Consider the following 22871-nt stretch of genomic DNA (forward strand, 5'->3'; position numbering starts at 1 on the left):
AGAACCTCAGGGCAGGGCGGGCCGAGCAGGTCCGCCCTGCCGTGTATATCGGGCGAGGTGACGAAGCGTGACCGGGTTGTCCCGGGGTGTGCGGTTGGGTGTGGACGTCGGACAGGTGCGGATCGGGGTTTCCCGGTCGGATCCGCACGGGGTTCTCGCCACTCCTCTGGTCACCCTCTCGCGTGAGCAGAACCCCAGGCCAGACGCGGTGCCGACGGACCTCGCGGAGGTGGCCGCACTGGTCGCCGAGCACGAGGCGGTCGAGGTGGTGGTGGGCCTACCGGTGAACCTGGCGGGTAAACACGGCCCCGCAGCGGAACACGTGAAGGCGTACTCTCGACAACTGGCCGATGTGATAGCGCCTGTTCCGGTGACGCTGACCGACGAGAGGATGTCGACGGTAGTGGCGAGTCGTAGGCTTGCCGAGCGCGGTGTCCGGGGGAAGAGACAACGGGCGGTGGTCGATCAGGCCGCCGCGGTGGAGATTCTGCAGAGCTGGCTGGATGCGCAGCGGAGGCGGACCGAATGACTGACGATCTGGACCTCGGGTTCGACGAGCAGGACCGGGGGGAGAAGGGCAAGCACCGCCGGGGACGGCGGCGCAACGGCCGCTCCGGTGGCGGGCGGGGCAAGACAGTGCTCGCCCTGCTGCTGGCACTGGTGCTGCTCGGCGGCATCGGTGGCGGTGCCTTCTACGGCTTCGACCGGATCCAGAGCTACTTCGTCACACCGGACTTCGACGGTGACGGCACCGAGGACGTGACGATCCAGATCCCGCAGGGCGCCTTCCTGGCCGACATGGCCGTGGTGCTCCGCGACGCCGGTGTGATCAAGAGCACCAAGGCGTTCACCGAGGCGGCCCAGGAGAACTCCCGCAGTCGTAACATCCAGCCCGGCACGTACAAGCTGCGCAAGGAGATGAGCGGCGCGAACGCCCTGGCCGCGATGCTCGACCCGCAGAACCGGATCGTCAACGGGCTCACCATCCCCGAGGGCCGCACCGCCAAGAGCATCTTCAAGCTGCTCAGCGAGCAGACCGACATCCCGGTCAAGGAGTTCGAGGCCGCCGCGAAGGACCCGGAGAAGCTGGGCGTACCGGACTGGTGGTTCAAGCGCGAGGACGGCAAGAAGTCGAGCAAGTCCATCGAGGGCTTCCTCTTCCCGGACACCTACGAGATCCCGCCGAACGCCACCGCCGAGGTGATCCTGGGGCAGATGGTCGACCACTTCCTCTCCGTCACCGGGCAGATGGACTTCGCCGACCGGGTGCAGAAGGAACGCGGCGGGATCAGCCCGTACGAGGCGTTGATCGTGGCGTCGCTGGCCCAGGCCGAGGCCGGCACCAAGAAGGACCTGGGTCGGGTCGCCCGGGTCGCCTACAACCGGGTCTACTCGGGCACGTTCGACTGTAGTTGCCTGGAGATGGACGTCACGGTCAACTACTACTTCGAGATGATCGGGCAGGAGGGCAAGACCTCCGGCCAGATGACGCGGAGCGACCTCGACAACCCGGACAACCCGTACAACCGCAAGTTGCGCGGCATGGTCCCGACGCCGATCAACAATCCGGGCAAGGAAGCGCTGGAAGGCGCGATGGACCCGCCGGCCGGCGACTGGCTCTTCTTCGTGGCGATCGACAAGGAAGGCAACTCCGCCTTCACCAAGGACTACAGCCAGCACGAGCGCAACATCCAGAAGGCCAAGGAGAACGGCGTCCTGTGACGGTGGTGGCACGGCGGGCGGCAGTGTTGGGCAAGCCCATCGCACACTCGCTCTCCCCGGTGATTCACAACGCCGGGTACGCCGCCGCCGGGCTCACCGGCTGGTCGTACACCCGGATCGAGTGCGCGGCGGCGGAGCTGCCGGACCTGGTCGCCGGGCTGGGCCCGGAGTGGGCCGGGCTGTCGGTGACCATGCCCGGCAAGGAGGCGGCGCTGAGCGTCGCCGCCGAGGTCTCGCCGGTCGCCGCCGCCGTCGGCGCGGCCAACACGCTGGTACGCCGTTCCGACGGCACCTGGTATGCGGACAACACCGACGTCACCGGCATGGTCGACGTGCTCACCTCCGCAGGCGTACGCGCGAGTGCGTCCGTCACGGTGCTGGGTGCGGGTGGCACGGCGCGGGCGGCGTTGGCGGCGGCGGCCCGGCTGGGCGCGACCGGGGTGACCGTGGTGGCCCGCCGCACGGCAGCGGTCGACGAGCTGGCGCCGGTGGCGAGCGCGCTGGGGCTGGCCCTCACCGCCGTGCCCTGGGCGGACGCGGCGGCGTTGGCCGACGTCGACCTGCTGATCTCCACCGTGCCGAAGGGCGCTGCCGACGAGCTTGCCGGTGTGGTGCGTTGGCGTCCCACCACGGTGCTCTTCGACGCCATCTACGATCCGTGGCCGACGCCGCTGGCCGCCTCGGCCGCTGCCACCGGCTGCCCGGTGGTCTCCGGCCTGGACCTGTTGCTGGCCCAGGCGGTAGGCCAGTTCGAGCAGTTCACCGGCGTCCCCGCCCCCCGCGCCGCGATGGCCGCCGCGCTGGCTGCCGCTCGGTCCGCCTGACCGCCCTGGCCGCTGGGCAGCCTGGCCGTTCGGGCAGCCTGGCCGTTCGGGCCGACCGTTCGCTTGATCGTGGATCGAGTGGTATTCGTCTGTTCGCGAGGCCACTACATCCTGGATCGAGTGCCCTAGCTGCTCGCGCGACCGTGATCCCGTTTGCGCTTGGGTACGCAACTGCCCTCGTGAGGGCCTTCGTGCCGGTGGAGTTGCCGTCGTACTCGACGCGGAGCAGGAGTCGGGCCTCGCCGCACGGCCAGGGTTGCCCGTCGGCGCGGCAGCACCACATCGGCCGTAGCGGGGTGTGCGGGACGTCGGCGGCACGGGCGTGCGGTCGCACCGGAGGTGGGCCACCCCCGGGCGCGAAGGGGCGCGTGGCGAAGGGGCGCGTGGCGATCATGGGCGGCCCCCGTTCGCCCGCCACTGTTGCCCCGGAGTCAGCCTGCCGGGGCGCCCGGGGCGTTGCCGGGGCAGCGGCCGGGTCGGCTGACGCATCCACTCGGGCAGGTGGGTGCCGCGTCGACGTCGTGGCGGCGACAGGGACGGCAGAACCGTCCTCGGGCATTGGTACCAGGCGACCGGGGTACGCAAGTCGTCCTCCATTTCCTGGGGTGGACGGGGCCGCCCGGGTGTGGGGGATCCACGGGCGGCCCCGGTATGCGAAACCACCCCGTCCTTCCTGGATGGGAGCGGCTTCGCCAGGTGACAGTCTGGATAGGACCCCACTAGCGTCGATACGTGCGCGGGTCCCCCGCGCACGTCATCGGCGCAAGCGGGTGGGCTTGACGAATCCGCGAGCGGATCGGGCAGAGGTGGGGGAAAGACGCTCCAACGGACGTGGGAGGCGGTCCGGGGTGAGGCGTTCCCGCGCAGGCAGTCACTCGAACTGATCAGGGAAGTGGCGCAGACATGGACATGACCGGTGCCAGGTGTACGTCGACCTACTCAGGGACCAACGGCGGGTCGTGCGTGGAGGTCGCCGACAAGTTCTCCGGCGTCGTGCTGGTGCGCGACACCGAGGACCGGGCCGGCGGCACCCTGCGGTTCGCGCCTGCCGCCTGGCAGTCGTTCGTCACGCCGGCGAAGCAGGCCGCCCCGAACTGAGCCGCACGTGCCGCCGGGACGCGGCATCGATCGGCGCGGACTTGCGCATGGGCCGTCAGTGGGGTAGATCATCGATCGCCGCTGAGGTGCGGCACCGGTCCGGCGCGGAGATGGGGACCCGCTGCGGCGCTGACCTGCGGATCGGCCGGTGCTGAGTCGCCAGATTGCCGGTACCCTGCCGCAGCTTGGGCCGGGCGCGGTGTCGCAGCGTCGGCTTAGGCGAACTTTAAGACGCGCTTAGGTTCCCCGGTCATTCGCACGCTCTGTTGTGTACGCCGATACGCTCCACAGCGTTATCGCCGAATTCACAAGGAGTCTGAGTGGCCAGGCGCGGACTGCACCGCCTCATCCGGCACCAGGGCCCCCGGCGCAAGGCCGTGGTGCTCGGTGTCCTGAGCACCACGGTCGTGCTCGGCATCGGCGCGACCATGGTGCCCCTGATCGCCGACGACGACATCTCCATTCCGGTGGTGTTCGACACCACCGCCACGAGCGTTCCGCAGGACGGCGACAACAGCGTCAAGACGACGCTGGCCACCTGCGCCGCCCCGTGTGACGGCAACCCCCGGGGAGACCGGCAGGCGGTCCTCGCCTTCTCGGTGACCTCACTGCCCGCGAACGCGACGAACATCCGGGCGACGTTGCGGGTGCACTCCTGGCAGGCGTTCGACGCGGCGGTCACCGCGCACGACTCCGGGCTCGACGCCCGGGCCGCCCGACCGGCTCCCGGTCAGGTCGGCGCCGCCCTGGACGCGGTGTCCGGCGTCGGCAAGGGCTTCAACGAGTGGGACGTCTCCGAACTGGTGACCGGCAACGGCACCTGGACGGTGTCGCTGGCACAGGCCGGGCTGGGCACGCGGATCTACTGGGCGTCGGGGGAGAACCGCAACCCGGACGTCCGTCCCCGCCTGGTGTTGCGCTACGACACGGGTACGCGTCCGACGCCCGCGCCGACCAGCGTCTCGCCGACGCCCTCGGCCGCGCTGCCGACCCGTCCACCCGCCTCGCCGACGGTGTCGCCGAGCGTGAGCCCGAGCCCGGCCCGGCCCAGCCCGACGCCGACCAAGCCACCGGCGGACTCCGGTGCGTGCGGTCAGGTGTCGGCGAAGCTGGTGCCGTCCTGCGGTGCCTGGTGGGGGATGTACTCACCCTCCGGCGCGGGCAGCGGATGGGACCACGGTAAGGCGATCACCGACGTGGAGAAGCAGGTCGGGCGGACGTTCGACATCGTGCACCGCTACCACGACTTCTCCAACAGCGGCAGCAACGGTGCCTTCCCCGACGCGTACCAGCAGCAGCAGATGCGTGAGGGTCGGCTGATGTTCTTCGCCTGGGAGAGCCGGGTCTTCTCGTCCGGCACGGTGCTCACCTGGCGGGACGTGTACAGCGGCCGGTACGACCAGACGATCGACGACGTGGCCGGCCGGATCAAGGCGGCCGGGGTGCCGGTGTTCATGGGCTTCGACCACGAGCCGGAGGACGAGCCGGAGAAGGGCAGCGACGCGGAGTTCGTCCGCGCCTGGCGGTACGTGCACGACCGCTTCGCCAAGGCCGACGTCCGCAACGCGGTGTGGGTCTGGACGATGATGGGCTGGTCCGGCCACTACAACCGGTACGCCGGTCTGTACCCGGGTGACGACTACGTCGACTGGGTGGCCTGGGACCCGTACAACTTCCACGTCTGCAACGGCAGTACGACCTGGAAGAGCCCGAGCACCACGATCGGTTCGTTCTACCGCTGGCTGGACGACACCGGCATCGGCAAGGGCAAGCCCCGGATGCTGGCCGAGTTCGGCACGAACTTCGACAGCGCCGACCCGAACGCGAAGCGGCGGTGGTTCGAGGAGTTCCCGGCGGCGCTGAAGGCCCACCCGAAGATCAAGGCCGCGATCTACTTCAACTCCCCGGGCATGACGAAGACGACGAACGTCTGCAACATGACAATGAACCAGGACGCCTCGGCGGTGGCCGGTTTCGCCGCCGCCGGACGGGACAGTTACCTTCGGCAACCCACCGGAGGGAGCCGCTGACCTCAGGTAACCCGTGGGCGGTCGGATGCCGTACCGGTGTTGTCCGACATACGACCGCCCGCGGTGATGTCCGCAACTGGATGAACTGACCGCCCAATCGGCGGATATCGCCCCAGGGGCGAACGGGAGAGGCTACGCAACGCACATTCCCGTCCACCCTGGAGGCGCAGCGTGCCCATAATCTCCTTCCCGTGGCGGAACACCCGCCGAAAGCGCGTACGGGCAGGGGCTGTCGCATTAGCAACCGTCGCGGCCGTCCTGGCCGTGCCCAGCGCGACATCCGCCGCCGTGGTGCCGGTTCCCGAACCGGCGACTCTGGTGTCCGCGAACCCCGCCGACGAGACCCCGCACGCGCGGGACGGTGAGGCCCGTGCCTTCGCACAGGTCGGCAACACGGTGTTCGTGGGAGGCAGCTTCACCCAGATCCGGCAGACCGTCAGTTCGTCGTGGACCACCCAGCGTTACCTCTTCGCCTACAACCGGACCACCGGGACGATCTCCACCACCTTCCTGCCGGTGCTCGACGGGGCGGTCAACTCGCTCATCGCGGGTCCCGGCGGGACGCTGATCGTCGGCGGTGTCTTCAAGAACGTCAACGGGGTGGCCCGCCGCAACCTGGTGGCGCTCGACCCGTCCACCGGCATGATCATCGACACCTGGGTGGGTCGGTCCGACGGCGGCACCGTGCGTGACATGGTGCTGCACGGCAACTGGCTGTACGTGGCCGGGGCGTTCAACTGGCTCAACGGCACGGCGCACGCCGGGCTCGGGCGGCTGAACGCGACCACCGGTGCGATCGACCCGACCTTCAACATCAACACCTCGGTCGGTCGACACGACACCAGCATGTACGCGTGGGCCATCGACGTGTCGCCGGACGGCAGCACGCTCGTGGTCGGCGGCAACTTCATGTTCGTCAACGACCTGCCGCGCAACCAGATCGCGCTGATCGACCTGACCGGCACGCCCAGCGTGATCGACTGGAGCAGCGAGCGGTTCGTGGCGCCCTGTGCGGCCCCCACCACCTTCGTGCACTACGTGCAGGATGTGCGGTTCGGTGCCGACGGGAGCTGGTTCGTCGTGGGCACCAACGGCGGTGCGGGCTGGCCGTCGGCGTACTGCGACGCGCTGGTGCGCTTCGAGACCGCGGCCCGGGGCAGCGGCCAGAACGCCACCTGGGTCAACTTCACCGGCAACGACACCATCACCTCGGTCGAGGTGGCCGACAACGTCATCTACCTCGGCGGGCACTTCCGCTGGCTGAACAACCCGAACGCCAGTGACAGCGCCGGCAACGGCGCGATCGACCGACTCGGTATCGGTGCGGTCAACCCGGCCACCGGCATGCCGGTGAACTGGAACCCGCGTCGTAGCGGCGGCTCGGCGCTGCCGTCGGGCGCCAGCTCGTGGGGCTCGACCGTGCCGGTGCTCTGGCGTGGTCCGGACGGCCTGTACTTCGGGCACAACTCCGACGGCATGGGCAACGAGTACCACGGCCGGCTGGGCATGTTCCCGGTCAGCGGTGGCCGCACCATCACCCCGCGCAACCCTCCGACGGCCGCCAGCGGCCACCTGTACCTCAACGTCGGCAGCGGTGAGTTGGCGAAGGTGCCGTTCGACGGGAGCACTCTCGGCACCGCGACCACGGTGAGCCAGGCCAACTACACCGGTGCCGGGGCGACCTGGCGGGTGGACGACCGGATCTACTGGTCGCGGTTGGTCTCCGGGTCGCGTACGGGTAGCCGGATCGACATCTCGATGTTCAACGGCACCACCATCGGTGTGCCGTGGGAGGCGTCCGGCTACAACGACTGGTTCAACCCGGCGCAGTTGACCGGGGCGTTCTTCCTCGACGGCCGGCTCTACTACACCCGGACCGGGCAGAACAACCTGTACTACCGGTTCTTCGAGATCGACGGCAACTACCTGGGTGCCACCGAGTTCACCGTGCCGACCACGGGTGTCAGTTGGTCCACCGTGCGCGGCATGGCCTGGGTGAACGGGAAGATCGTCTTCGGGGCGACGAACGGATCGCTGCGCAGCGTGCCATTCGATCCGACCCTGGCCCCCGCTGCCGTGGCCACCGGTGCCGAGGCTACGGTGATCGCCACCGCTACCACGGAACTGACCTGGTCGACTCCGTCGATGTTCTTCTCCGTGCAGTAGCGTTCACTGTTCGTAATGTAACCTCGGTAATTTGTTCACGTTGGGCCGGCGGCGGATCCACCGTCGCCGGCCCAACGGAACGTGGGGAGGACCGTTGAGCGACATCCGGCGTGGCCTCGTGGTGCGCGTGGTCTTCGCGATCAAGCGTCGCTGGTACGGCCTGCGTTATCCGCGCCTGACCCTCGGGCGGGATGTCGAGATCCGGGGACGGATCCGTCTGCGGCGCGGGGTGCGGGTGACAATCGGTGACCGGACCCGGCTGAACAAGCTGGTCCGCTTCGCCGGGCCCGGCGAGGTACGCGTCGGAGCCGACTGCCTGCTCAACGCGACGTGGGTGGGCACGTGGACGTCGGTGACGATCGGGAATCGGTGCCTGTTGTCCGACTGCGAGTTGCTGGACAATGACTTCCACAACCTGCCACCGGCTCAGCGGCACGATCCGCCCACCCCGGCCACGCGTGCGCCGATCACGGTCGAGGACAACGTCTGGATCGGCGCTCACGCGCTGGTCATGAAGGGCGTACGGATCGGCCGGGACAGCGTGGTGGGGGCTGCGACCGTGGTGCGGACGGACGTACCGCCCGGGGTCGTGGTCATCGGCAACCCACAACAAACGGTGAAGAAGTTCAATGACTGATGCCGCTCCCAGCCCCTGGGCCAACGACGGTGCGAACGCCGAGACGTCGCCTCGGTCCGTCACCATCACCGACGTGCTGCGCGTGCCGCTGCACCGGATCCGGCAGGTCGCCGCAGTCGCGGTGTTCGGGCTGGTGGCCGCTGCGGGCTACGCCTTCCTGGCCCCGTCGGCGGTGAGCGCCAACGCGGTGGTGGCGGTCCGTCCGGTGGTCACCGACGCGTTCACGCCCAGCGGTGCCAACGCCGACCGGGCGGTGAACATGAACGTGGAGAGCCGCATCGCCACCGGCACCGAGGTGGTCGGGAAGCTGGCCGACGAGTTCGGCTCGGACCAGCGGTCGGTCCGCGACGCCCTCGAGGTCGAGGTGCCCACCGGCGGGCAGATCCTGCGCTTCGTCTACCAGGCCCGCGACGCCGACGACGCGGTCCTCGGCGCCAACCTCGCCGCGGAGAGCTACCTCAACGTCCGGCGGGCCATGTACGAGCGGCAGCGCGAGGAGATGCTCCGCTCGTACGACGAGAGCATCGAGAAGGTCGCCACGCAGCAGGCCGCGGCACAGCGGCGGGTGAACAACTCCCGGGACACCACCACCAGTAACGTGGCGGTCGCCGAGCTGAGCGCGATCAACAACCAGCTCACCCAGCTCAACTCCGCCCGCACCGAGATCGCCGCCGTCGACGTGAACCCGGGATGGGTCACCCAGTCCGCCGAGCGGGCGCTGACCTCGGCGGCCGGCAACGCGCCCATGCTGATGGCCGCCGGGCTGCTCGGTGGCGCCCTGGTCGGCCTGGTGCTCGCGTTCGCCTGGGAGTCCTTCGACCGGCGGGTGCGTACCGTCGTGGACGCCAAGGACAACACCGGCCTGCCGCTGCTGGGCACCATCCGGTACACCGGCCTGCGTGGTCGGGCCGTCGACGCGGACGTGCGCTACGTCGCGATGGCCATCGCCGAGCGGGTACGCCATCCCGCCCGGGTCGCCGTGGTGACCGCCCGGGAGGACGCCAGCGCGATCACCGCCGGTCTTGCCGTGGCACTGGCGGTGGCCGGGCGCGAGGTGTTCGTCGCCGACGACAGCGGCCGGCTCGACCGGCTGCGCGCCGCCGTGCAGGCCGACCGGGACCGGCTGCCGCCCAGCATCGACCCGAGCCGACCCTCCGTGCCGAAGCCACGTACCGCGCCGGCCCGGCCGGTCAGCATGGAGGGGCCGGACGACTCGCCGACCGAGGTGATCCGCCGTCCCTCGCCGCACCCGCCGGGCGCGCGTCCCTCGACCGACCCGGAGGCGACGATCACGATCCCCCGGGTCACCTCCGCCAAGGCGACTGTCACCCCGACCGCGAACGGCCAGGTGAACGGCGGCGACACGATCACCGTGGGTGCCGGCAGCGTCCGGTTCGGCACCTGGCGGCAGGGAGCCGACAAGCGCCTGGTGCTCTACAACGCCCCGCCGGCCGAGGCCGACGAGCGGGGTGTCGCGGTGGCCCGGCAGGGCACCGCGGTGGTGGTGGTCGAGCGGGACCGGACCCGGCAGACCGACCTGCGTCGGCTCGCCGAACGACTGCGGGCGGCCGGGGTGAATCCGCTCGGCTTCGTGCTCTCGCGCAGCGGCCGGGGCTGAGGCGGTGCCGGTGATCCAGGCACCGCCGGCCACCGAGCCGGCACCGCCGGCAGCCGGCGGCACCCCGTCGGTGGTCGCCCCGCCGCCCCGGCTGCCGCTGTGGCCGCTGATCGCCATGTTCGGGCTGGTGCCGATCTGGTGGCTGGCCGGCTTCTTCTATCTCGGCTGGCCGCTGCTGGGCGCGTTGCTGTTCGTGCTGCTGGTCACCCGGGGGCGGGTGCCGCTGCCGCCCGCGACCGGGATCTGGCTGCTGTTCCTGGCCATCGTGCTGGTGAGCGTCACCCAGTTGCAGTCGCCGGTGTCGCTGCTGACCTTCGCCCTACGACTGGGCTTCTACCTCACCGCGGTGGTGGTCGGCGTCTACGTCTACACGGTCGCCCGGGAACGCCCCGACCAGACCGCCGTCCTGGTGCCGCTCTGCGCGTTCTGGTTCGGGCTGGTCGTGCTGGGTTGGCTGGGCGTGGTGATACCGCGTTTCGAGATGACCACGCCGGTCGAGGTGCTGCTGCCGGGTGGGGTGGCCGGCACGCCGTTCATCAACGACATGGTGCACCTGTCCACCGCCGAGTACAGCATCCGGTCGCTCAATCCGATCTTCCGACCGGCGGCGCCCTTCGCGTACACCAACAACTACGGCAGCGCGTACGCGATCACGCTGCCCTGCGTGGTCGCCTTCACCATGCTGCGCCGGCGGGGACTGCTGCGCTGGGCGCTGCTCGCGTCGCTGCCGCTGTCGCTGGCACCGGCCTTCCTCACGCTCAACCGCGCGATGTTCCTCAGCCTCGGCGCCGGCCTGGCCGTGCTCGGTCTGCGCGCCGCGTTGCGCGGCAACGTCCGGGTGGCGGCCTCGATCGTCGGCGTGGTGCTGGTCGGCGGTCTGGTCACGCTCTTCATCCCGGTGACCGAGCTGATCGGCAACCGGGTCGAGTCCAGTGACACCAACACCGACCGGCTGTCGCTCTACTCCGAGGTGCTGCGCCGGGTGGGCGACTCACCATGGCTGGGCTACGGGGCCCCGGTGAACGTCGACACCGTCTCCGCCGACGCGCCGATCGGCACCCAGGGGCAGCTCTGGATGGTGCTGTTCAGTCACGGCGTACCCGCGCTGCTCTGCTTCCTCGCCTGGTTCGTGGTCGCCGCGTTCGTCTGTGCCCGCGCCACCTCGGCGGCCGGGCAGTGGCTCTCCATCGTGCCGGTGGTCTGCCTGGTGCAGGTGCCGTTCTATGGGATGGCCAACCAGAACCTCGCCGTCGCCTTCTTCGCGGTCGGCTTCGCGATGGCGCTCACCGAGCGGGACGTGCACCGCGCGGCCGGGCGGCCCCGACCTCGACCGGCGGTGCAGCCCACATGACCGTCACCACCAGTTCCCCGGCCGCCGACCGGCCCGCCGGGTCGGATCCGGGCCGGGACGACGGCGCGACCGAGACCCGGCGCAGCGTCCGCAGCGGCGTCGCCGGGCTGGTCGGCGCGGCCACCAGCGGCCTGTTCGGCTTCGTGTTGGCGGTCGTCATCACCCGCGGGTACGGCACGACCGGGTCCGGCGCGTTCTTCGCCGCGATCGGCGTGGTGACCGTCGCCGCCGCGGTCTGCACCCTGGGCGCGGAGACCGGGCTGATGTGGGCGTTGCCCCGGCGGCGCACCGGAACCGACGGCGACGCCGCCCGGGTGCTGCCGGTGGCCCTGGTGCCGCCGCTGCTGTTCGCGGTGCTGATCGCGATCGGCGGTGCGCTGCTCGCCGGTCCGCTGGCCGGGCGGTTGCTCGGCCCGGCGGGGGAGCCGCTGCTGGTGGTCACGTTCGTCGCGGTGCCGGTGGTGGTCGCGATGAACCTGCTGCTGGCCGTGGTGCGCTGCGTACGCCCGATCCGCTCGTACGTGGCGGTGCAGTTCCTGCTGCTGCCGGTGGCCCGACCGGCGTTGGTCGGCGCGGCGTTGCTGGTCGGCGGCGGGCTGGTCGCCGGCATGACCGGCTGGCTGGTGCCGGCCGCCGTCGGGGTGCTGGCCTGCCTGATGATGGTCGCCCGGCCGCTCGGTGTGGGCCACGGCGCCCGGCTGCGCCCGGAGCGGACCGACTGGGCCACGTTCTGGCGGTTCGCGTTGCCCCGGGCCGCCTCCGCGGCGATCGACGCCGGCAGCATGTGGGTCGGCGTCCTGCTCACCTCGGCCCTGGCCACCCAGGCCGACGCCGGTGTGTTCGGCGCGGTGGGCCGGTACGTGCTCGCCGGGCAGTTGGCGATGCAGGGCCTGCGGGTGGCGGTCTCACCGCAACTGTCGCGGTTGCTGGGGCGGGGCGAGCGGGTCGCCGCCGCCGCCGTGCACCGGCAGTTGACCACCTGGGGGCTGGTGCTGTCCTGGCCGGTCTACCTGCTGCTCGCCGTCTTCGGCCCGGCCTTCCTGGCACTGTTCGGTCCCGAGTTCACCGCCGGTGCCGCCGCGTTGACCGTGCTCGCCCTGGCGATGCTGATCAACACCGGTGTCGGCAACGTGCAGAGCCTGCTGCTGATGGGTGGGCGCAGCGGGCTGCATCTGGCCGGCGCGCTGGCCGGACTGGTGGTCACCGTCGGTCTCGGCCTGCTGCTGATCCCCGCGTTCGGCGCGACCGGCGCGGCCCTGGCCTGGGCGGCCGGTATCGCCACCGAGAACCTCACGGCCGTCACCTGCGCCCGGCTGGTGGTGGGCCAGCCGTTGGTCGACGCGGGGATGCTGCGCGCGGCGGCGGCCACCGTCGGCGGCGTCGGGCTGGCCTCGGCGGTCGGCCTGGTGGTGGGCGGGCGGGGCATTCCCGGCCTGCTGGTGGCGGTGGCCGTGCTCGCCGCCGGCTGCGTCGGCTTGTTGACGTTACCCCGGGTGCGACGTGGCATCCGGGCGACCATGGTGCAGATTCGGGGCGGGTCGCCGCAGGGCACCCCGCCCCCGCCGTCGAAGGGCAGGTGAGGTCGTCGTGCCGTCCATCCGGGACCGGGTGAAGCAACTGGTGCCGACCCAGGTGACGAATCGGGTGCGGGAGAGCCTCGTCGACTACGGGGTCCGCACCAGCGACCGGCGTCCGCTGCCGGACTTCCTCATCATCGGCACCAAACGGGGCGGGACCACGTCGCTCTGGAACTACCTCATCCAGCATCCGCTGGTGCCCCGGCTCTTCCCGGCCTGGAACACGAAGTCCTCGCACTACTTCGAGGAGCACTGGGGTCGCGGCGAGGCGTGGTATCGCTCGCACTTCCCGACGGTGCGCCAGCGGGAGGCGCTGGAGAGCCGCCACGGCGGCCTGGTGCGCGTCGGTGAGGCGGCACCGTTGTACATGTTCCACCCGCTGGCCGCCGAGCGGGTCGCCGCGCTGATGCCCTCGGTGAAGCTGATCGTGCTGCTGCGGGATCCGGTCGAGCGGGCGTACTCGCACTGGAAGGAGCGGCGGACCAACGGCGTCGAGCCGCTGGACTTCGCCGCCGCGCTGGCCGCCGAGCCGGAGCGTACGGCGGGGGAGCGGGAACGGCTGATCGCCGAACCGGAGTACTTCAGCGAGGCGTACGACTGGTACACCTACCGGGCCCGGGGCCGCTACCTGGAGCACCTGGAGCCGTGGCTGGAGCGGTTCGACCGCTCGCAGTTGCTCTTCCTGCCCAGCGAGGACCTGTACGGCGACGCGCGGGCCACCTACCGTCGCACCCTGGACTTCCTCGGCCTGCCCGCGTTCGACCTGCCCGACTTCAAGGTCTACAACGACCGGCGGTCGGCGCCGTTGGAGGCGGACCTGCGCGCCGAGCTGACCGAGTACTACCGTCCGCACAACGAGGCGCTGCGGCAACGGCTGGGGCTGTCGCTCGACTGGCCGGACCGGGTCGCGTGACGACGGCCGCCACCGCGACGGCCGATCCCCGCTCGCGCGGCGACGGGCTGGGCTGGGTCACCCGGGCGGTCTTCGGCGACGAGCGGATCGCCCTCGCGGTGGACGCCGAGCCGCCCGCCGGGCACACCGTGGTGGCCCGGTACGCGGTCGTGCCGTCGATCGCCCGGGCCCGGTTCCTGCTGCCGCTGGGCGTGCCCCGGGTCACCGCGGCGGCGCTGCTGGCGTACAACGCGCTGCGGCCGGCGAAGGTGCGGGCGATGCGGGCCGCGCTCGGTGCGGCGGCGCGGGTGGGCATCGTCGACCGGGCCTCGTTTCCGGTGCTCACCGTCGCGGTGCCCACCGGGCTGGATCCGGCCGAGGCGCTGTTGGCCGCCCGGGTGGCCGCCGCGCTCGGCGACGAGCCGCTGTACGCGGCGTGCGGGGTGCGGCCACCGGACCCGAACCACAAGCCGACCCTGCAACTGTTCGACGGCACCGGTGCGCCGCGCTGCTACGCGAAGATCGGCTGGAACGACGCCACCCGCGCACTGGTCACCACCGAGGCGGCGGCGCTGCGGGAGGTGGCCGCCTCGGCCGGGGTCGACGGGCACCCCGGGACTCCCCGGCTGCTCACCGAGTTGAGCTTCGCCGGGCAGGTGGTGGCGGTGGTCGAACCGTTGCCGGCCCGGATCCGGGGCGTACCGGTCGACGGGCCGCCGGAGATCGCGGCGCTGCTCGCGGTGGCCCGCCGGGGTGGGGCGACGACCGCGTCCCGACCGCTCGCCGGTTCGGTGTTCCTGGCCCGGTTGACGGAGCAGGCGCAGCGGTCGGCCGCGACCGAGGGGATCGGCGACCGCGCGGTGGCCGCCGTCGCCGCACTGGCCCGTCGACACGGTGACGTGGCGGTGGAGTTCGGCCACTGGCACGGCGACTGGGTGCCGTGGAACCTCGGTCGGCACGACGGTGACCTGATCGCCTGGGACTGGGAGCACAGCGGGCCGGACGTGCCCGTCGGGTTCGACCTGGCCCACGACGCGTTCCAGCGGTCGGTGGTGCTGCGCGGCGAACCGGCGGCGCACGCCGCCGGACAGGTCGACGCGGAGTTGGCCCGACACGGTGCCGCCCTCGGGCTGGACCGGGCCCGGCAACGGCTGGTCGCCGACGCGTACCTGGTGGAGATGTGGCTGCGGACCTGGCGGCTGGCGGACGCCGGGGCCGGGTGGAATCCGGCGCTGCATCCCGCGCTGCTGGACACCATCGAGAAACGACATAGCGGCTGATCCGTCCGCTGCACCACACTGTCGACGTCGGACAGTGACGAGAGAACTCCAGGTGGTGACAGTGGTTGACGGGCGGTCGACCACTCGGCCTACCGCAACCGCCACGTACGGAGATCACGTAACACCCGGTCACACCTTTCACCACCGGGCGACGTGTGGTCTGCTGCTGCGTGGCGCCGACAGGAATTCCAAGCGAACTTGTGGGGAGTCGCGTGGACGCGAAGATCGACGAGCCCGGGTCCGACCAGCAGCCGGTGATACTGCTGGTCGGTTCGAGCGGCGGGCACCTGGCCCAGTTGCTGGCCCTGCGGCCCTGGTACGAGACGTGGCGACGGTGCTGGGTCACCTTCGACACACCCGAGGCGGTGTCGCTGCTCGCCGGGGAGGACGTGGTCCCGGCGTACCATCCGACCACCCGTAACGTGCGCAACCTGCTGCGCAACGCGGTGCTGGCGGCCCGGGTACTGCGCCGACGCAACGTGGCGGCGGTGGTCACCACCGGCGCGGGCGTGGCCGTCCCGTTCGTGGTGCTGGCCCGGCTGCGCCGGATCCCGACCGTCTACATCGAGGTCTACGACCGGATCGACACGCCGACGCTGACCGCCCGGCTGTGCCGCCCGTTCCTGTCGGCGATGCTCGTGCAGTGGGAGGAGCAGCGCCGCCAGTACCCGGAGGCCACCGTCGTCGGGACGCTGCTGTGAGCGCGGCCGGCGACGCGCACCGGGTCGCGCCGGTACGCCCGCGTCCCGCCCGGACCGAGCCGGGCCGGGTGCCGGCGCCACGCGGGCCGCACCCGGACGGCCGGACCCGCATCCTGGTGGCGGTCGGCACCGACAAGCACCCCTTCGACCGGCTGGTCGACTGGCTGCGGGACTGGCACGGCGAGGTCGCCGGCGAGGTGGTGCTGACCGTGCAGCACGGGCACACCCGCGCCGACGGGCTGCCCGACGCGGTGCCGTTCCTCGGCCACGCCGAGTTGCAGACCGCGATGGCCGGTGCCGACCTGGTGGTCTGCCACGGCGGGCCGGCCACCATCCTGGAGGCGCGTCGGCACGGGCACCTGCCGATCGTGGTGCCCCGCGACCCGACCCGGGGCGAGCACGTCGACGACCACCAGTTGCTGTTCGCCCGCCGACTCGGCACGGCCGGGCTGGTGGCGCTCTGCGAGTCCCGGCAGGAGCTGCGCGACGCGCTCGCCGCCGGGCGGGCCGACCGGTCCCGGTTCGCCGTGACGGTCGACGCCGAGGCCGCCGAGGGGCAGCGGGCCGCGGTCCGCCGGGTGGGGACCATCGTCGAGGAGTTGGTGGCCGAGGCCGCGCAGCGGCGTCACCGGCCGTGGTGGCGGCCGTGGCGAACGCCCGGTCCGAACGGAAGGCGGAACCGATGACCTCCTACCCGAGCGTGAGCGCCGTGGTGCCCACCCGGGACCGTCCCGAGCTGCTGCGGGCCGCAGTCCGCGCGATCGTGGCGCAGGACTATCCCGGCTCGGTCGAGGTGGTCGTGGTCTACGACCAGTCCGAGCCGGACCCGTCGCTGGTCAACCTGTCCGGCCCGGACCGGACGGTCCGGGTGGTGACCAACACCCGTACGCCGGGGCTGGCCGGGGCTCGCAACTCGGGCACGCTGGCGGCCACCGGCGAGCTGATCGCCTTCTGCGACGACGACGACGAGTGGCTGCCCGGGAAACTGCTGGCCCAGGTCGACGCGCTGAACGCGGTGCCCGGCGCCGAGTTCGTGAGCTGCGGCATCCGGGTCACCTATGACGGGCACACCGTCGAGCGGGTGCTGGACCGCGACTCGATCAGCCTGGCCGACCTGCTGCGGGACCGGATGACCGAGCTGCACCCGTCGACCTTCGTGATCCGCACGGCCGCGTTGCGGGACGGGTTCGGGCTGGTCGACGAGGAGATCCCGGGCAGCTACGCGGAGGACTACGAGTTCCTGCTCCGGGCCGCCCGCAGCGCCCCGCTGGTCAACCTGCGTACCCCGTACGTGACGGTGCGCTGGCACAAGCGGTCGTACTTCGCCCAACGCTGGGACACCATCTCCGAGGCGTTGCAGTGGCTGCTGGAGCGGTATCCCGAGTTCGCCACCCAGCCGGCGGGGGAGGCCCGGGTCGCCGGGCAGATCGCCTTCGCCCGGGCCGCCTCGGGAGACCGTCGCGGCGCCATGCGCTGGGCACGGCGCACCATCCGCCGCAACCCGCGGGAGCCCCGGGCGTACCTCGCACTGGCCGTGGCCGGACGGGTGGTCCGCGCCGACGCCGTGCTGCGCACGCTGCACAAGCGCGGCCGGGGCATCTGACCGACCGGGACCCGTCGCGCCGTTCGCCGCGTCCGCAGGGCGGGACGCGGCGGGCGGTGCGCGTCGGCGGGCACCCGGCGTGACAGACTGGCCGCTGTGTTGCGCTGGTTGACCGCAGGAGAATCACACGGGCCCGCTCTCGTCGCGATGCTGGAGGGGGTGCCGGCCGGGATCGAGGTGACCTCCACCGAGGTCGCCGGGGAGTTGGCGCGTCGCCGGCTCGGCTACGGCCGAGGCGCGCGGATGTCCTTCGAGCAGGACGAGATCGAGATCATCGGCGGCCTGCGGCACGGCGTGACGCTGGGCAGCCCGGTCGCGATGCGGGTCGGCAACTCCGAGTGGCCCAAGTGGCGCACCGTGATGGCCGCCGACCCGGTCGACCCGGAGGAACTCGCCCGGCAGGCCCGCAACGCCCCGCTGACCCGGCCCCGGCCCGGTCACGCCGACCTGGCCGGCATGCAGAAGTACGGCCACACCGACGCCCGGCCGATCCTGGAACGGGCCAGCGCGCGGGAGACCGCCGCCCGGGTGGCCGTCGGCACGGTGGCCAAGGCCCTGCTCCGCCAGGCCCTCGACGTCGAGATCGTCTCGCACGTGGTCGAGTTGGGGCCGGTCGCCGTCAAGCCGGGGCTGCGCCCCCGGCCCGAGGACGCCGAGCGCATCGACGCCGACCCGCTGCGCTGCCTCGACCCGGAGGCGAGCGCCCGGATGGTCGCCGAGGTCGACGCCGCGAAGAAGGCCGCCGACACCCTCGGCGGCGTGGTCGAGGTGCTGGCGTACGGCGTACCGCCGGGGTTGGGCAGCCACGTGCAGTGGGACCGCAAGCTCGACGCCCGACTGGCCACCGCGCTGATGTCGATCCAGGCGATCAAGGGTGTGGAGATCGGCGACGGCTGGCAGCAGGCCCGGTCCCGGGGCTCCGAGGCGCACGACGAGATCATGCCGACCGCCACCGGTGTCCGCCGGGTCACCGACCGGGCCGGTGGCCTGGAGGGCGGCATCACCACCGGCGAGCCGCTGCGGGTCAGGGCCGCGATGAAGCCGATCTCCTCGCTGAACCGTGCCCTGGCGACGGTGGACGTGACCACCGGCGAACCGGCCACCGCGATCAACCAGCGCTCCGACGTCTGCGCGGTGCCCGCCGCCGCCGTCGTCGCCGAGGCGATGGTGGCGCTGGTGCTGGCCGAGGCGGCGGTGGAGAAGTTCGGTGGCGACTCGGTCGCCGAGATGCGGCGCAACCTGGCCGGCTACCTCGACGCACTGGTGATCCGGTGACCGCTTCGACCCGCCCGGTCTGTGTCCTGGTCGGTGCGCCCGGCTCGGGCAAGACCACCGTCGGGCAGGGGCTGGCGGCCACGCTCGGGGTCGAGTTCCGCGACACCGACGCCGACATCGAACGCCTCGCCGGCAAGCCGATCCCGGAGATCTTCGTCGACGAGGGCGAGCCGCACTTCCGCGCCCTGGAACGCGCCGCGGTGGCGGCGGCACTGGCCTCCTGCTCCGGCGTGCTGGCCCTGGGCGGTGGCGCGGTGCTGGCCGAGGAGAACCGGGCGGCGCTGGTCGGGCACCGGGTTGTGCACCTCTCCGTCGAGCTGCCCGACGCGGTCAGGCGGGTCGGCCTCGGTGCCGGACGACCGCTGCTCGCGATCAACCCCCGGGCCACCCTGAAACACCTGATGGACCAGCGTCGGCCGCTCTACACCGAGGTGGCCACCCACACGGTGGTGACCGACGACCGGACGCCGGAGGAGATCGTCGCCGAGATCGCGCAGCTCTTGCGCACGGAGGGTTAGGTTCCCGCGATGGACGAGGTGACCCGGATCCCGGTCGGCGGCGAACGGCCGTACGACGTACTCGTCGGGCGGGACCTGCTCGACACGCTGCCGGGCCTGCTGCCCGACGCCACCCGGGTGGCGGTGCTGCACACCGCGTCGCTGAAGGAGTCGGCCGACGCGATCGGTGCCCGGCTGGCCGGGGCCGGCGTGACGCCGTTGACGATCGAGGTGCCGGACGCCGAGGCCGGCAAGCACGTCGACGTGGCGGCGCACTGCTGGGACCGGCTCGGCGAGGCCGGCTTCACGCGTACCGACGCGGTGGTCGGGCTCGGCGGCGGCGCCGTCACCGACCTGGCCGGCTTCGTGGCCGCCTGCTGGCTGCGCGGGGTCCGCTGGGTGCCGGTGGCCACCTCGCTGCTCGGCATGGTCGACGCGGCGGTCGGCGGCAAGACGGGCATCAACACCGCCGCCGGCAAGAACCTGGTGGGCGCCTTCCATCCGCCGGTCGGGGTCCTCGCCGACCTGACCACGCTGGACAGCCTGCCTCAGGTCGAGTTGGCCGCCGGCATGGCCGAGGTGGTCAAGTGCGGCTTCATCGCCGATCCCGCCATCCTCGACCTGGTCGAGCGTGATCCGGCGGCGGCGACCGACCCGACCGGCCCGGTCGTCCGGGAACTCATCGAACGCGCGATCCGCGTGAAGGCCGACGTGGTCGCCGGAGACCTGCGCGAGTCGGGCGTACGCGAGGTGCTCAACTACGGGCACACCCTCGCCCACGCGATCGAGAAGGTCGAGGAGTACCGCTGGCGGCACGGCCACGCGGTCGCGGTCGGCCTGGTGTACGCCGCCGAGTTGGCCCGGCTGGCCGGGCGTCTGGACGAGCCCACCGCCCGCCGACACCGTGACGTGGTGACGGCACTCGGCCTGCCCACCGACTATCCGGCCGACGCCTGGCCCCGGCTGCTGGCCACCATGCGGGTCGACAAGAAGGCCCGGGGCAGCCGCCTGCGTTTCGTGGTGCTCGACGGGTTGGCCCGCCCGGCCATCCTCGAAGGCCCCGACGACGAGCTGCTCTTCGAGGCGTACCGCGCGGTGTCCCAGTGAGTGCGAGGAGTGAGCCGGGGTTGCGAGCCCCGCAGTCGCGAACGAAAGCAGGCTCAGCATGAAGGTCTACGTGTTCAACGGGCCGAACCTGGGGCGGCTGGGCACCCGGCAGGTCGACGTCTACGGCATGACCAGCTACGCCGACCTGGTCGAACTCTGCGAGTCGACCGGACGGGAACTGGGACTCAGCGTCACCGTCCGGCAGACCGACGCCGAGCACGAGTTGCTCGGTTGGCTGCACGACGCCGCGGACGAGGGTGCGGCCGTCGTCCTCAACCCGGCCGCGTGGTCGCACTACTCGATCGCCGTCCGGGACGCCTGCGCCCTGCTACGCGCCCCGCTGGTCGAGGTGCACATCTCCAACATCCACGCCCGGGAGGAGTTCCGGCACCACTCGGTCGTCTCCGCGGTGGCCACCGGGGTCATCTGCGGGCTCGGCGTGGACGGGTACCGCCTGGCGCTGCACCACCTGGCCACCCACCTCGACCAGGACGGCTGACCCACCAGGGCGCTCCTGCGCTGACCCGTGGACCATGACGACGACCACGGGTGATGGTCGTACTGGGTGATCGTCTCGGGGTGGCGGTTCCTGGTGGCCCGGGCCACGCTACTGACCGTGACGAACGAATGGCGGATTGGTCCCCGTTGTCTCATCCATCGTCGCCCGCCGGGGCTGCCGGATCGGGGGTCGCGGGGTGGGTGGGACGGCGGCGGGCAGCGGGTCGGGCGGCGGCGAGTAGACTTGTCAGGTCTGTCCGCCAGCTCATGATCAAGGCAGGAAATGGCCACCACCAACGACCTGAAGAACGGCCTGGTACTCAACCTCGACGGAGAGCTCTGGGCCGTCGTCGAGTTCCAGCACGTCAAGCCCGGTAAGGGTGGTGCGTTCGTGCGTACCACGCTGAAGAACGTGCTCTCCGGCAAGGTCGTCGACAAGACCTTCAACGCGGGCACCAAGGTCGAGACCGCGACCGTGGACAAGCGCACCATGCAGTACCTCTACGCCGACGGCGAGGACTTCGTCTTCATGGACATGGAGACGTTCGACCAGATCACGGTGCCCGGCGGGACGGTGGGCGAGGCCGCCAACTACCTGCTCCCCGAGGCCGAGGCGATCGTGGCCACGCACGAGGGCGTTCCGCTGTACATCGAGCTGTCGACCTCGGTCGTGCTCGAGGTCACCTACACCGAGCCCGGCCTCCAGGGTGACCGTTCGACCGGCGGCAACAAGCCGGCGACGGTGGAGACCGGCGCGACCGTGCAGGTGCCGCTCTTCATCACCACCGGCGAGAAGATCAAGGTCGACACCCGCGACGGCCGTTACCTCGGCCGCGCCTGATGGCCGAGGGTCCCAAACAGCAGATGCCGGCGCGCCGTAAGGCGCGCAAGCGGGCGCTGGACGTGCTCTTCGAGGCCGATCTGCGTGATCGTCCGCCGGTGGAGGTGCTCGCCGGCTACATCGAGCGGCTCGACAAGCCGCATCCCGACCATCTCGGGTACGCGGTCGGTCTGGTCGAGGGCGTGGCCGGGAACCTGGACCGGGTCGACGAGCTGATCGCCAGCTACGCCGAGGGTTGGACGCTGGACCGGATGCCGACGGTCGACCGGAACCTGGCCCGGATCGCGGTCTACGAGCTGCTCTACATCGACGAGATCGACGACGCGGTGGCGATCAGCGAGGCGGTGGAGCTGGCCCGGCAGATGTCGACGGACGACTCGCCGCGCTTCCTCAACGGCCTGCTCGGCCGCATCGCGGAGTACGCGACCCGCTGAGCGCACCGGCCGGGCGACGGCGAAGCCGCGCCGACGGGCCGGACGACGACAAAGGGGCCCATGCCGGATGGCAGGGCCCCTTTGTCGTCAGGGGTGTCAGGAGGCGAAGAACGCCCGCGGGTCGGCGACCAGCACACCGTGCTCGGTCAGGCGCTCGATCAGGCCGGACGGGGAGGCGTCGTAGACGATGGCGAGGGCGCGCAGGTCGTCGGCGCGGATCGACAGCACCCGACCGTTGTAGTCGCCCCGCTGCTGCTGGATGGCGCGGGCGTACCGGGCGACGTAGGCGAGCTCCTCGCTGGCCTCGTCGTAGAGCCGCTCCAGGTCCAGCACGATCTTGCTGGTGGGCTCGTGCCGCACTCCACTGCCGTCGGGCAGCAACTCCGAGACGGGAACGCGGTAGAACTCGGCCAGCTCGGCCAGGCGGGACACGGTGACGGCACGGTCGCCGCGCTCGTACGAGCCGACCACCACCGCCTTCCAGCGCCCGTTCGACTTCTCCTCCACGCCCTGCAGGGACAGGCCCTGCTGCTGGCGGATGGAGCGCAGGCGGGCGCCCAGAGACTTGGCGTATTCAGAGGGCATTCGGACACTCCCAGTGCTGCTCGGGGTTCTCCCAGCGATCGCTACGGAGCGTGACGGTACGGGGATTCGTACACCCGGTCAAGTGGTCGAGACCCACCGGTTGGACGCTCGGGGCGAGTTGTCCCGTTCTGCCCG

Annotated in this window: 22 protein-coding genes and 1 pseudogene; 22 read left to right on the plus strand and 1 reads right to left on the minus strand. The window is 71.6% G+C overall.

What is annotated here, in order from left to right; translation table 11 throughout:
* The first annotated feature begins 67 nt into the window (after positions 1-67).
* The 22 genes and pseudogenes from ruvX to nusB all read left to right on the plus strand — a co-directional run bounded on the left by ruvX (position 68) and on the right by nusB (position 22151).
* Positions 68-529 (plus strand): Holliday junction resolvase RuvX, encoded by a 462-nt coding sequence (gene ruvX / locus ACIBMZ_RS28075; protein ID WP_350695004.1) that lies wholly within the window; start codon positions 68-70, stop codon positions 527-529.
* Positions 526-1722 carry an endolytic transglycosylase MltG gene (gene mltG / locus ACIBMZ_RS28080; RefSeq protein WP_396698901.1) on the plus strand — a complete coding sequence of 399 codons (1197 nt, stop codon included), beginning with the start codon at positions 526-528 and terminating at the stop codon, positions 1720-1722. Before ruvX ends, mltG begins: the two co-directional genes overlap by 4 nt.
* Entirely contained in the window at positions 1719-2546 is an 828-nt protein-coding gene (locus ACIBMZ_RS28085) for a shikimate dehydrogenase (RefSeq protein WP_396698903.1), read from the plus strand. The genes mltG and ACIBMZ_RS28085 overlap by 4 nt, the downstream gene beginning before the upstream one ends.
* Before the next feature lie 817 nt (positions 2547-3363).
* Positions 3364-3459: pseudogene (locus tag ACIBMZ_RS28090) on the plus strand (XRE family transcriptional regulator); the annotation flags it as partial.
* Positions 3456-3644, plus strand: coding sequence for a DUF397 domain-containing protein (locus tag ACIBMZ_RS28095; RefSeq protein WP_396698905.1), 189 nt, complete (start codon positions 3456-3458; stop codon positions 3642-3644). The pseudogene ACIBMZ_RS28090 and the gene ACIBMZ_RS28095, both read left to right, overlap by 4 nt.
* A 320-nt stretch (positions 3645-3964) precedes the next feature.
* On the plus strand, positions 3965-5674 hold the full coding sequence (locus ACIBMZ_RS28100; protein WP_396698907.1) for a glycosyl hydrolase: 1710 nt from the start codon (positions 3965-3967) through the stop codon (positions 5672-5674).
* A gap of 264 nt (positions 5675-5938) precedes the next feature.
* Entirely contained in the window at positions 5939-7840 is a 1902-nt protein-coding gene (locus ACIBMZ_RS28105) for a hypothetical protein (protein WP_396698909.1), read from the plus strand.
* 94 nt (positions 7841-7934) lie between these two features.
* Positions 7935-8477: an acyltransferase gene (locus ACIBMZ_RS28110; RefSeq protein ID WP_396698911.1), complete on the plus strand. Its 543-nt coding sequence runs from the start codon at positions 7935-7937 to the stop codon at positions 8475-8477.
* Positions 8470-10095 carry a lipopolysaccharide biosynthesis protein gene (locus ACIBMZ_RS28115; protein ID WP_396698913.1) on the plus strand — a complete coding sequence of 542 codons (1626 nt, stop codon included), beginning with the start codon at positions 8470-8472 and terminating at the stop codon, positions 10093-10095. The genes ACIBMZ_RS28110 and ACIBMZ_RS28115 overlap by 8 nt, the downstream gene beginning before the upstream one ends.
* Before the next feature lie 4 nt (positions 10096-10099).
* A complete protein-coding gene (locus tag ACIBMZ_RS28120) occupies positions 10100-11446 on the plus strand; it encodes an O-antigen ligase family protein (protein WP_396698915.1) in 1347 nt (448 codons plus the stop codon).
* Complete coding sequence (locus ACIBMZ_RS28125; protein ID WP_396698917.1) at positions 11443-13026, plus strand: lipopolysaccharide biosynthesis protein; 1584 nt, start codon at positions 11443-11445, stop codon at positions 13024-13026. The genes ACIBMZ_RS28120 and ACIBMZ_RS28125 overlap by 4 nt, the downstream gene beginning before the upstream one ends.
* A 7-nt stretch (positions 13027-13033) precedes the next feature.
* Positions 13034-13936: a sulfotransferase domain-containing protein gene (locus tag ACIBMZ_RS28130; RefSeq protein ID WP_396698919.1), complete on the plus strand. Its 903-nt coding sequence runs from the start codon at positions 13034-13036 to the stop codon at positions 13934-13936.
* Positions 13933-15195, plus strand: coding sequence for a hypothetical protein (locus ACIBMZ_RS28135; RefSeq protein ID WP_396698921.1), 1263 nt, complete (start codon positions 13933-13935; stop codon positions 15193-15195). Before ACIBMZ_RS28130 ends, ACIBMZ_RS28135 begins: the two co-directional genes overlap by 4 nt.
* Before the next feature lie 224 nt (positions 15196-15419).
* Positions 15420-15896: a UDP-N-acetylglucosamine--LPS N-acetylglucosamine transferase gene (locus tag ACIBMZ_RS28140; RefSeq protein WP_396698962.1), complete on the plus strand. Its 477-nt coding sequence runs from the start codon at positions 15420-15422 to the stop codon at positions 15894-15896.
* Positions 15893-16582, plus strand: a complete 690-nt coding sequence (locus ACIBMZ_RS28145) for a glycosyltransferase (RefSeq protein WP_396698922.1) — start codon at positions 15893-15895, stop codon at positions 16580-16582. Before ACIBMZ_RS28140 ends, ACIBMZ_RS28145 begins: the two co-directional genes overlap by 4 nt.
* Complete coding sequence (locus ACIBMZ_RS28150; protein ID WP_396698924.1) at positions 16579-17499, plus strand: glycosyltransferase; 921 nt, start codon at positions 16579-16581, stop codon at positions 17497-17499. Before ACIBMZ_RS28145 ends, ACIBMZ_RS28150 begins: the two co-directional genes overlap by 4 nt.
* A gap of 96 nt (positions 17500-17595) precedes the next feature.
* On the plus strand, positions 17596-18774 hold the full coding sequence (gene aroC / locus ACIBMZ_RS28155; protein WP_396698926.1) for a chorismate synthase: 1179 nt from the start codon (positions 17596-17598) through the stop codon (positions 18772-18774).
* Positions 18771-19292, plus strand: a complete 522-nt coding sequence (locus tag ACIBMZ_RS28160) for a shikimate kinase (protein WP_396698928.1) — start codon at positions 18771-18773, stop codon at positions 19290-19292. The genes aroC and ACIBMZ_RS28160 overlap by 4 nt, the downstream gene beginning before the upstream one ends.
* A gap of 9 nt (positions 19293-19301) precedes the next feature.
* Positions 19302-20378: a 3-dehydroquinate synthase gene (gene aroB / locus ACIBMZ_RS28165; protein ID WP_396698930.1), complete on the plus strand. Its 1077-nt coding sequence runs from the start codon at positions 19302-19304 to the stop codon at positions 20376-20378.
* Between the two features lie 58 nt (positions 20379-20436).
* A complete protein-coding gene (gene aroQ / locus ACIBMZ_RS28170) occupies positions 20437-20877 on the plus strand; it encodes a type II 3-dehydroquinate dehydratase (protein ID WP_396698932.1) in 441 nt (146 codons plus the stop codon).
* Positions 20878-21159: 282 nt separating this feature from the next.
* Positions 21160-21717 (plus strand): elongation factor P, encoded by a 558-nt coding sequence (gene efp, locus ACIBMZ_RS28175; RefSeq protein WP_117229183.1) that lies wholly within the window; start codon positions 21160-21162, stop codon positions 21715-21717.
* Between the two features lie 23 nt (positions 21718-21740).
* Positions 21741-22151, plus strand: coding sequence for a transcription antitermination factor NusB (gene nusB / locus ACIBMZ_RS28180; RefSeq protein WP_396698933.1), 411 nt, complete (start codon positions 21741-21743; stop codon positions 22149-22151).
* Positions 22152-22247: 96 nt separating this feature from the next.
* Here nusB and ACIBMZ_RS28185 read toward each other — a convergent pair whose 3' ends face one another.
* A complete protein-coding gene (locus ACIBMZ_RS28185; RefSeq protein ID WP_117229180.1) occupies positions 22248-22736 on the minus strand; it encodes a transcriptional regulator in 489 nt (162 codons plus the stop codon).
* Positions 22737-22871: the final 135 nt, after the last annotated feature.

Source organism: Micromonospora sp. NPDC049900, assembly GCF_044461025.1.
GTDB lineage: Bacteria > Actinomycetota > Actinomycetes > Mycobacteriales > Micromonosporaceae > Micromonospora.

Coding starts and splice junctions, on each gene's coding strand:
- ACIBMZ_RS28095 (WP_396698905.1), top strand. CDS start 3,456: ATGACCGGTGCCAGGTGTACGTCGACCTACTCAGGGACCAACGGCGGG.
- ACIBMZ_RS28185 (WP_117229180.1), bottom strand. CDS start 22,736: ATGCCCTCTGAATACGCCAAGTCTCTGGGCGCCCGCCTGCGCTCCATC.
- ACIBMZ_RS28115 (WP_396698913.1), top strand. CDS start 8,470: ATGACTGATGCCGCTCCCAGCCCCTGGGCCAACGACGGTGCGAACGCC.
- aroQ (WP_396698932.1), top strand. CDS start 20,437: ATGAAGGTCTACGTGTTCAACGGGCCGAACCTGGGGCGGCTGGGCACC.
- efp (WP_117229183.1), top strand. CDS start 21,160: ATGGCCACCACCAACGACCTGAAGAACGGCCTGGTACTCAACCTCGAC.
- nusB (WP_396698933.1), top strand. CDS start 21,741: ATGCCGGCGCGCCGTAAGGCGCGCAAGCGGGCGCTGGACGTGCTCTTC.
- ACIBMZ_RS28150 (WP_396698924.1), top strand. CDS start 16,579: ATGACCTCCTACCCGAGCGTGAGCGCCGTGGTGCCCACCCGGGACCGT.
- mltG (WP_396698901.1), top strand. CDS start 526: ATGACTGACGATCTGGACCTCGGGTTCGACGAGCAGGACCGGGGGGAG.
- aroB (WP_396698930.1), top strand. CDS start 19,302: ATGGACGAGGTGACCCGGATCCCGGTCGGCGGCGAACGGCCGTACGAC.
- ACIBMZ_RS28125 (WP_396698917.1), top strand. CDS start 11,443: ATGACCGTCACCACCAGTTCCCCGGCCGCCGACCGGCCCGCCGGGTCG.